Raw genomic sequence first — 2,206 nt, 5'->3', positions numbered from 1 at the left:
ACGGTGCGCGGATCGATCTCTATGGCATAGTCACTGCGTTCGTCATCGCGCAAATTGAAGTGGCGAGCCAGGTCGTATACCAGCTCGGTGAGCTGTCCGTCATCGAGAAAGGTGGGGGTTCCGCCGCCCCAGTGCATCTGTGTCACCGGCCGTCGCTTGTCGACTCGCGTGGCCTTGCGTTTGATTTCGCGTTTCAACAGTTGCAGATACTCCGCCCCTCGCGCCTTGTTGGCAGTGACAATGCGATTGCAGGCACAGTAATAGCAGACGCTGTCACAGAAAGGGATGTGCATGTATAGCGACAAAGGCCGGCGAGCCACATTGCCTTCATCCAGTGCCAGCCAGAAGTCTTCTTCACTGATGTCGTCGTGAAAACTGGTGGCCGGCGGATACGATGTGTAGCGCGGGCCGGGGCCGCCGTACTGCCGAATGAGTGATGTATTCCAGCGAATCATGGACGCCTCCTGCGGCCGCACATCAGTGTGAGGCTGATTATCCTCCTGCCGGCGCGGCGCTATTTGATCCAGATCAAGGGTGGGCGTGATGCTGGTGCGTATTGTGCCTTTGTACATCATGTTCGGCGGCAGAATGAGAGGGCATGGCGTGTGCACCATGGCTATGCTGCATCATGCTCATGGCTTGCCAGAAGAACACCAGCGCGAGACACAAGGTGAGGACGCCGGCCAGAACGGGCCAGGCGCCGCGGCGAAAACGCTGTAGTTGCGACGCCAGCACCCCGGTGGTTGCGACTGGCACCACCGTAATGACACCAAAGCAGAGCATAACCAACGCCCCCGCCAGGGCCGAACCTGCAGTGGCCGCTAGTGCCAAGGCGGTATAGATCAGTCCGCAGGGCAGAAACCCCCACAGCGCCCCCAGCCCCAGGGCTTTTGCCGGGTGGTCAACGGGCATCAACTTGCGGGTAACCGGTTGCAGTCGCCGCCACAGACGCTGACCAATTCTCTCCACGCGCTGAAGCAGTCCACCGCGGCCGAGCAGGTACGTGCTGAGCAACAACATCAACAGGCCGGACAGTATCAGCCCAACCGCCATGGAGGGGCCGGGAAGTTGTGCCAGGAAGGTGCCGCCAAGCAGGCCCGCCAATGCACCCAGGGCGCAGTAGGTGCCGACGCGGCCCAGCCCGAATAACAGCTGCCACCCCCACAGGGCCACCCCCTGACGCCGGGCTTCCGGGATGGAAAAGGTCAGCGCGCTGCTGATGCCTCCGCACATGCCAATGCAATGGACGGAGCCGGCACTGGCGATCAGGGCGGCACTGGCAATCAGGGAGGCAAGGGCTTCAATGGTCATCGCGAGGGCTCGATGGTGAATCCTGGGTGCTATCTGTTTTATCTGAACTGTCAGCGTGGTGCGGTTCTTTTGGCGCCTGTGTTCTAGCCTGCTTGCGCTGCTCCCTGTCTTCGAACACAACTCGCCAGGCCGCGTTATCCAGATCATCAAATTGATCCTTGCGCAGCGCCCAGAAGAGGGCAGCAATGGCTCCAGCCAGGAACAACAAGGCTAGCGGTATCAGCAGGAAGACAATTTCCATCGAGTCACCCGGGTGGCGTTGAATGTGACCAGAAGCGAGCTGGCTGACATGCCCAGCGCTGCGGCCCAGGGCGGCAGCAAACCACTGACAGCAAACGGGACGGCAAGGATATTGTAAAGCAATGCCCAGGCCAGATTTTGCCGGATGGTGCGCTGACAAAGCCGGGAAAGGCGAGGTAGGGCAGGAACCGCGTTGAGCGTGTCATGAAGTAGGAACAGTCCAGCCGCCCGCTGGGCCAGACTGGTCGCATTTCCAGTCGCAACGGAGACCGAGGCGGCGACCATGGCCTGGGCATCATTGATGCCGTCACCGATCATCATTTGCGGCGCACTGCTTTCCAGTTGCTCGAGCCATGCGGCTTTATCAGCAGGCTTTTGCTGGTAGCGCCGCTCACGGATTTCCAGCTGATCGGCGACTGCGTTCACCGCCTGGGCATTGTCACCACTGGCCAGTCGCGAGGTGATACCAAGGCCTGTCAGGGCTTTCACCACGGCGCTTGCCTCTGTGCGAACTGGGTCCTGCAGCCATACGTAAAGCCGTACTTCATTATCGCAAAGCAGCTGCAGGCAGGTTGTGCCGGGGCGCGCCTGATCCGGCGCACCGGTGATACGCCATGTATTACCCAGCAGCATGCCAGTGACTCCCGTATGGTCG

4 protein-coding genes are annotated in these 2,206 nt (G+C 60.6%); all 4 read right to left on the bottom strand.

Annotation, left to right across the window (positions count from 1 at the left end):
- A partial coding sequence (locus A3754_RS18395) for a radical SAM protein (protein ID WP_369817623.1) occupies positions 1-455 on the bottom strand: 455 nt, incomplete at its 3' end.
- A gap of 73 nt (positions 456-528) precedes the next feature.
- Positions 529-1,311, bottom strand: coding sequence for a sulfite exporter TauE/SafE family protein (locus A3754_RS18390; protein ID WP_063520861.1), 783 nt, complete (start codon positions 1,309-1,311; stop codon positions 529-531).
- Positions 1,301-1,552, bottom strand: a complete 252-nt coding sequence (gene ccoS, locus A3754_RS18385) for a cbb3-type cytochrome oxidase assembly protein CcoS (RefSeq protein WP_063520860.1) — start codon at positions 1,550-1,552, stop codon at positions 1,301-1,303. The genes A3754_RS18390 and ccoS overlap by 11 nt, the downstream gene beginning before the upstream one ends.
- On the bottom strand, positions 1,531-2,206 hold a 676-nt coding region (locus A3754_RS18380; protein WP_156497073.1), incomplete at its 5' end, for an HAD-IC family P-type ATPase. The genes ccoS and A3754_RS18380, both read right to left, overlap by 22 nt.

This window comes from Alcanivorax sp. HI0083 (assembly GCF_001635175.1).
The sequence above is the reverse complement of the archived record's forward strand: the minus strand, read 5'-3'. Positions and strand labels throughout refer to the sequence as shown.